General features: G+C 69.4%; 8 protein-coding genes. 3 read left to right on the forward strand and 5 right to left on the reverse strand.

Annotated features, from left to right (window positions below):
* A partial coding sequence (locus tag B207_RS0131850) for a serine/threonine-protein kinase (protein ID WP_018640745.1) occupies window positions 1-638 on the reverse strand: 638 nt, incomplete at its 3' end.
* Between the two features lie 738 nt (window positions 639-1,376).
* Here B207_RS0131850 and B207_RS40410 point away from each other — a divergent pair.
* Window positions 1,377-1,529: a hypothetical protein gene (locus B207_RS40410; protein WP_018640746.1), complete on the forward strand. Its 153-nt coding sequence runs from the start codon at window positions 1,377-1,379 to the stop codon at window positions 1,527-1,529.
* Window positions 1,530-1,836: 307 nt separating this feature from the next.
* On the opposite strand, the gene B207_RS0131860 is transcribed toward B207_RS40410, so the two are convergent.
* From B207_RS0131860 to B207_RS0131870, 4 genes are all read right to left on the reverse strand, one after another.
* Window positions 1,837-3,318, reverse strand: a complete 1,482-nt coding sequence (locus B207_RS0131860; RefSeq protein ID WP_018640747.1) for a site-specific integrase — start codon at window positions 3,316-3,318, stop codon at window positions 1,837-1,839.
* A gap of 117 nt (window positions 3,319-3,435) precedes the next feature.
* A complete protein-coding gene (locus B207_RS39350; protein WP_084692410.1) occupies window positions 3,436-3,657 on the reverse strand; it encodes a DNA-binding protein in 222 nt (73 codons plus the stop codon).
* Between the two features lie 278 nt (window positions 3,658-3,935).
* Window positions 3,936-4,808 (reverse strand): TRM11 family SAM-dependent methyltransferase, encoded by an 873-nt coding sequence (locus tag B207_RS0131865; protein WP_018640748.1) that lies wholly within the window; start codon window positions 4,806-4,808, stop codon window positions 3,936-3,938.
* Window positions 4,795-5,397, reverse strand: coding sequence for a hypothetical protein (locus B207_RS0131870; RefSeq protein WP_018640749.1), 603 nt, complete (start codon window positions 5,395-5,397; stop codon window positions 4,795-4,797). Before B207_RS0131870 ends, B207_RS0131865 begins: the two co-directional genes overlap by 14 nt.
* A 325-nt stretch (window positions 5,398-5,722) precedes the next feature.
* Here B207_RS0131870 and B207_RS0131875 point away from each other — a divergent pair, with 325 nt between their 5' ends.
* Together B207_RS0131875 and B207_RS36570 are read left to right on the forward strand one after the other, a co-directional pair.
* Entirely contained in the window at window positions 5,723-6,457 is a 735-nt protein-coding gene (locus B207_RS0131875; protein WP_018640750.1) for a hypothetical protein, read from the forward strand.
* On the forward strand, window positions 6,454-6,974 hold a 521-nt coding region (locus B207_RS36570), incomplete at its 3' end, for a hypothetical protein (protein WP_018640751.1). The genes B207_RS0131875 and B207_RS36570, both read left to right, overlap by 4 nt.

The following is a 6,974-nucleotide window of genomic DNA, read 5'->3' on the forward strand; positions in this document are numbered from 1 at the left end:
AGGGGCAGGGTCGGGTCGAACGGTGGGCTGCCGGTCAGCAGTCTGTACAGCACCACTCCCAAGGCGTACAGGTCGGTGGCGGCGGTCAGCCGGCCGCCTTGGATCTGTTCGGGGGCCATGTACATGGGGGTGCCGGCCACCTGGCTGGCGGTGGCGGAGCCGTCGAACAGTTTCGCGATGCCGAAGTCACCGACTTTCGGGGTGCCGTCGGCGGCGAACAGGATGTTGTCGGCCTTGATGTCGCGGTGTAGCACCCCGCGGCCATGGGCGTGTTCCAACGCCGCGGCCACGGCCAGCCCGACCGCGCATGCCTGCTGGGGTCCCATCCCGGCCCGCCGGCGGGTCAGTGTGCCCCCGGCCAGTAGTTCCATCACCACCAGACACAGACCCTCAGCCTCGGTGTAGTCGTAGGCCCGCACGAGGTGGGGATGGTTCAACCCGGCGAGGGTGCGGGCTTCGTGGGCGAAGTTCACCGTTGTGCCCTCCGGGCCTTCGGCTCTCATCACCTTGATCGCTACCGGTCGGCGCATCTGGCGGTGCTCACCGGCGAGTACCAGACCGAATGCTCCTGCGCCCAGCTTGTCACCGAGGATGTAGTCAGGTAGCGCGGCCTTCAACTGGTCCCGATCCACGATCATGCCGTGTCGAGGCGGATGCATTCCCGATCCCCACCACCCTTGTCATGGTGGGGATCAGCGTACCGACCCGCCACAAGCCATGACAGGGATCTCCGGCAGCGCTCAGGGTCAGCATCCGAATGATCTTTATCTGTTTCCCGGTGTCAGGGCGGCGGGGGATGATCTCCTGGATCCAGAACGATGTTCGTCGCTGGCGGTGGCCGATCCGCCGTCCAACCCCGGGGCCACCGCGATGCGGGGATTGGACGTCCATGGCGTAGCCAGGGCCGATCGCGGGGTTGGGCTGGGTGTGGACGTGTCCACGCGGGGCCGGTGGCCGCGCGTTACGCGGCCGGCTCCAGGCGGAACGGCAGCGCCAGGATCTGGCCCGGGAGCCTGTGGTGTCAGCTCCAACATCCAGGTGAGTCTGAAGTTGACCCGTTCCTGTTCACACCTGGGCTCTTCGGCCGGCTTTGGGCATGTCCAGTCCAGCGTGCCCTGTCAGACATCGCCATACCCTGATACTTTCTGTGACCGCAGAGTATCTTGCTGTTGCGTAGGGGGATGACCTGTGGCTGAGGTTCGGTTCGCGACTTACAACACGCTCAACCTGTTCGAGTCCGACAGCGCGGATGAGCGGGAGCGGTACGGGCGGGTCGTGGAGGTCATCCGCGGTCTGTTAACGCCATCCTCAGCGGTGCCCGGCAGGCCCGGAACACCCGGGTCTACTGGGCGCAGCGCCGGGGCTTCCTGCTGACGGTGCCCTATCTCCGCGCGCTGCTGGCCGCGACCTCGGACCGGCTCCCCGAGGGTCTCGCCGGTGACCTTGACCGGCTCATCCGGCAGCTCCGCCGCGCCATCGTGACGGCGACCCAGCCCCCGGTGCGGCCCCGTCGGCGACAGCCCGCCTGAGCGGAAAGCTGGATCTCGTGCCCTGCATGGGCGAAGGGGTCACGCGGGTGAGGAGGCTACCGACGTGCTGGCCCGGACCCGTTGGACGCATGGGCAGACCGGTGGGCGTGGGCCCGGCCGGGACCGGCCTGCGGGCCCCGGGACGCCCCGGGGCGGGTCGCTCCATGCCGACCCGCCCGTGCCGGGGAGACCGTGGAACCGCCGTCGGGGAACCGTTCGGCGCAGGCGTGTGGTGCACTGACTGGCCGGAGAGCGCGCAGGGCCGGGCAACGTCATCTCACGTTGCCCGGCCCTGCGCCGTGCGCGGCTATGCCTTCATGGTGCGTGCGGTTTTCTGGCGGGGGATGAGGCGGGTGACGTTCTCGGCTACTTCTCGGGCGAGTTCGGGGAGGATGTGGGCGTAGGTGTCGGCGGTGATCGCGATGCTGGCGTGTCCGAGGAGTTCCTGGACGGTTTTGATGTCGGCGCCGGCCGCGAGGGCGAGGGTGGCGGCGCCGTGGCGGAGGTCGTGCAGCCGGACCGGGGGTAGACCGGCGGCGGTGACGAGTTCTTTGAAGTGGGAGGTGACGTCGTCGGGGATGAGGGGCGCGCCGTTCGGTTCGGTGAAGACCAGACCGTTGTCAATCCAGTGCTCACCGTGGGAGAGCCGGTGGGCGTTCTGCCGGGAACGGCGGTGGCGCAGGACGGTGACGGTGGCGGCGTCGAGGGAGATCTGCCGGTCCCCGGCGTCGGATTTCGGGGCGCCCATCTCGGTGTCCGCGCCGTGCTGGGTGATTTGCCAGCGGACGGTGAGGCTGCCCTCGTCGATGTCGAGGTTGAGGTCGGTCCAGTGGACACCGCAGGCTTCGCCCCGGCGAAGACCGCGGTGGGCGATGAGGTGATACAGCTCGTAGTAGCGGTCGTTCCGGGTTTCCGCGTGGTCGAGGAAAGCCCCGGTCTGGACGGGGTGCCACACCATCACGGGTGAGGGGACCTCGCCGGTGGCGTGCCAGCGGGCGACACGTTCGGCTGTCCACAGCAGCGCCTTGGGTCGCTTCCCTGAGGGGATTTCCACCCAGCTCGCGGGGTTGAACGTGATCAGCCCGATGCGGATGGCGTGGTTGAGAGCGGCGCGGAGCGTGGCGCGGATCCGCTGCTTGTAGGCGTCGCTGGTGACTTTCCGGCCCTTGAACGTCTCCCGCAGCTCGGGGTCTTTCCCCGCGCGGATCCGGCGGATCGTCTCGTTACGGATGTCGATCTGGTCGAACATGTCATCGAGATGGCCAACCGTCAGTTGATCCAGGCGAATGTCCCCGATGAGCGGTGCCAGGTGTAGGCGGATCGTCGCGTCGTACCCTTCGCGGGTAGACCGCCGGATCGTGCGCCGCCCCGCCAGCCAGGTATTCAACCAGTCCGCGACAGTGATCTGCGGGTTGAGGTCCGCGCGGCGCCGATACCGCTCCTTCACCACCGCGGGGTCCGGCAACGGATCCCCGGCCTTGAGCGCGTCGAGGATCAGGGTACGAATCTGGCCGACCCCGCGGCTGTCCGCGCCAGGAATAGCCAGGAGATCCTGAATACGCCTGATCTCGGCGGTGGCCGCGTCATGCGACGGGAGGCCTGACCGGCGCGCTTCCTGGCGGCGCCCGTCGGCGGCGGGGGGAAGGTCGACACGGTAGGACCAGGTGCCGTGGTCGGAACGCCAGGCCCCGTTCTTCCTCCGCAGCTTCGGGCAGCTGTTTCCCAGCCGCCGGCCGGCCTGGTCACGGCAGCTACACCGTTTGAAAATCGATCCGTTCGGGTTAGCCATGGGACTCGTCACGGGCGCTCCAGCAGAAGAAGGTGAAGGGTAGGGCGGCGGCCGGCCGGATAATCGGATATGCCGTCCGGTGCCGTATCCGATTCAGGCTCGCCGTTTCGGTTCCTGTCAAGCCGATCCACCATTTTCTTTACGGATTCCGAGAAGGTGTTTCAGAGCTGCGGTCGGGACCTGGTATCGGCCCTTGACGCGGAGAACGGGGACGGGGAATTCGCCGCGGGCGGCGAGTTCGTAGGCTTTCGTCCGGCCCATTCCCAGGATTTCACCGGCGGCGACGATGCCGACCGTCGCGCCGAGTTGTTCTATGTCCTGTTCGGTCCACGTTTTCACTCGACTCCTTGGCGAGGACGCGTGGGTTCTCCTCTGGCCGGGCCTGGGAAGACTCCGCGGCGGGCGCGGAAGGCTCCCGAGGACGCCCGCCGATCGAGCGTCGGGTGCCGCGCCGCCCCAGGCACCCGAGGGGGCTCGCTCGCGCCGATCGGGCGACGAGCGGGCGGCCCGGGGGCGGCGCGGGACCCGACAGCGATCTGACGGTGATCTGACGGTGATCTGACTGATGTTGCGTGTGCAACTTCTGTCAGATCACCGTCAGATCGCGTTTGTGCAGGTCAGAGCCCTATCGGGTCTGACTGGGCGGATCTGAGTAGGAGAATGTCCTCGTGGGCGGTGACGTGGAGGGGGGTGCCGGCGGCGTGGGCGGTGCGGGCGTTGTGGAGGGCGAAGAAGGTCGTGCGGGGCACGAGGCGGTCCTGACGGAGGCCGGCGAGCAGCGCCGCGGCGCGCCCCGCGCGGACCAGGCCGACCCCGCTGGCGCTGTGCAGGATGGCGCCGGGCAGGTCGATGAGCTCACCGTCCTGGCGGTAGGGGCGGACCGCGATCGCGACCAGTCCACCGGGGCGGAGAAGGGCCGCGGCGCCGGTGAGAATGTCGGTGAATCCCGTGAGGAGTTCGTCCAGGTCGGCGGCGGCGAGGTTTCCCCGCCGGTTGCTGTAGGTGTAGTCGCGTTTCCGGACCCCGTGGGTCTGGTCGGCGTCGACCGCGCCGTGGGTCGCTTTCCCGTACGGCGGTGAGGTAAGCACCAGCGCGGCCGTCCCCCGTATGCCTTCGGGTGCGAGGGCGGGCAGCCGGCGGGAGTCGCCGGTGATGAGCTGGATGGTTCCGGTGGCGCCGTGGGTGTGGGCGAGGGTGGCGTTGGCGCGGCCTATCGCGGCCCAGCGGGGTTCGTATTCGATCCCGAGGCCGTGGCGGCCCAGATGGGCCGCCTCCACCAGGGTGGTGCCGATGCCGCACATGGGGTCCACGACGAGATCCCCGGGCTCGGTGAAGGCGGTGATGATGTGGCGGGCGAGGGCGGGCAGCATGCGGGCGGGATGCGCCATGGATTCGGGGGTGTAGCGGTGGCGCCGCTGGAATCGGGGGTGGGTCTGTGACACCGCCCAGACGGTGAGCGGAACGGGTGTGTGCCGGTCAGCCACGCGCACCACCTCCAGGCCGGGTGAACACCGCCAGGTCGGTGTGAACGGGCTCCAACAGCCCGCCTGAGGCCCTCTCGGTATGTGGGTGGAGCTCTCCGTCATGGATGGGGCTGGTGAGGATGATGATGTGTTGGAGGTAGCGCAGGCCGGTGGCGCGGGCGGCGGTGATGGTGTCCGCGAGTGGGTCGTTCACCCCGCCGGTGGGGGTGTGGACGGTGAGGAGATAACCCCCGGGCCGCAGGAGTCCCGTGAGTCCGCTCAGGTCGGAGAGGAGGCTTTCCGGGTCGCCTGCGGGTGGGTGGTCGATGATGAGGTCGGCGTCGCGTTCCCGGCAGCGCTGGATCGTCGGGGTGGCGTCGGGACGCTGGTTTCTGCTGAGTCGGGTGTAGCGGCGGTGGAGATAGTCGGCGGCGCCGGTGAGGATTCCGCTGTCATCGATTCCGATGACCAGGTCGCCGTTGTGGCTGAAGGTCGCGATGGCACGCGCCGCGGCGTTGGGGGGAAGCTCGCCGGGGGTGTGTGGGGTGGTGGTGGGCCAGACGGTGAGCGGAATGATCCGCGGCTGTTCCGTTCGGACGGGGCGGGGTTTTGGCACTCGGTTCCTCCACACAGAATGTCGGCGCCTGCGCCGCTCGGAAAAGGCGGCTGCTGGCCGGGGGCTGTTCGGGTCCGAGTGAAGTCCAGGGCGTCTGACGGTGATCTGACGCAGATCTGACTCTGATCATCTGCAGGGTCCTCGGCGGGGTTGCTGATCAGAGTCAGATCACCGTCAGATCAGTGTCAGATCACCGTCAGATCGCTTCCGGACGTCTCTTCACCCCGTCTACCTGGGCGTGGACGAGTGTCAGATCACCGTCAGATGGGGTGTGGCGTCCTTGGGGCCGACCGGAACACAGGCCCTGAGGGACGGGAGTCCACCCATGGCGGTACACGATTTTGAGAACACGGCCGGATCCTCGTTGGATCTGGTGGAGGCGGCGTTCCTGAGGCTGGCGGATTCCCCCGGCAGCCTGGGCGTGAACGGCGCCGACGTCCCTGGTTTGGCGGACCGGTGGATTGGCCTGCGGGAGTTGCGGGTGGAACTGGCCCGGCCGCAGACGCCGGTGGCGACACGGCAGGCGGTGTGGGCATTCCTCCTGCGTTCCCGGGAGGTGGATGCGTGGAAGGTCGCGGCGGTGGGAATGGCGATGCCGGCACTGCGCCATATCGCCTCCACGTTGGCCCCGGCCTACCTGGGAGAGCCCGTCGATCTCGACGCGGAAATACTGCTCGGTTTTCTCGACGTGTTCGTGGACCTGAGCGAGACGGCGGGGGGGATCGCGAGCCGGCTGGTGTTCGGGGCCTACCAGGCGGGCCTGGCGGAGGCGGAGTCCTCCCCCCGGCCCGGCGCGGACGTGGCGGTCGTGAACGCGGTCCCGCCGCGGCCGTGGCTGGACGCCCGCTGGTTGCTGGCACAGGCAACGGAACGGGAGGTGATCAGCCCGGGGGACGCGCGGTTGCTGGCGGAGAACCGGCTGCGGGGGGTGGCGCTGGCGGACCTGTCCTCGCGGGAGTGCCCGGGGGAGGAACTCGCCCTGCGCCGCCGCCGGGCGGAGGAGGACCTGACCGCGGCGGTCGTGACCGGTGAGATCGGCCCCGGCGCCGGTGGCCGATGACAGGCCGGGGCCGGGCCCTGCTGCACCACACCGCGCTGCTCGCCCGGGACGCCTGGACCGCGCTCCGCGGCGCGCTGGGCCGGGTGTCGTTCGGAACGTGGGCGGGGGTGGCCGGCGGTCTCGCCGCGAGCGGATGGCTGCTCGCGCTACCGGGTGGCCCGCCGACCGGGACGGCGCTCCTCGTGCCGTTCACATCGGTGGAGGGCATGGCGCGGCTGGGTGGTGCGGCGTTGGCCGGGGCGTGGGCGATCCTGCTCCTGCACACCGGCACGGTCGCGGTGGACCCATCCGCGCGGGGCGGGCGGGGCCGGGACCTGCTGCGGCTGCTGGTCGGGTGCGTGGTCGTCGCCGCCGTCCTGCTGGTGCTCTCCGACGGCGCCGGGGCGGCGGTCGTGACGGGGCAGGAGGCGCCGCCGGCCCCGGCGCCGGTCTCGACCGCTCCGGATCTGAAGGCGGTGTTGGACAACGCGAGGAACTGGCTGATGGGCATCCTCGCCACGATCGCGACGTTCTTTTT

The organism is Parafrankia elaeagni, from assembly GCF_000374165.1.
GTDB classification, from domain to species: domain Bacteria; phylum Actinomycetota; class Actinomycetes; order Frankiales; family Frankiaceae; genus Parafrankia; species Parafrankia elaeagni.

Coding starts and splice junctions, on each gene's coding strand:
- B207_RS0131875 (WP_018640750.1), top strand. CDS start 5,723: ATGGCGGTACACGATTTTGAGAACACGGCCGGATCCTCGTTGGATCTG.
- B207_RS0131860 (WP_018640747.1), bottom strand. CDS start 3,318: ATGGCTAACCCGAACGGATCGATTTTCAAACGGTGTAGCTGCCGTGAC.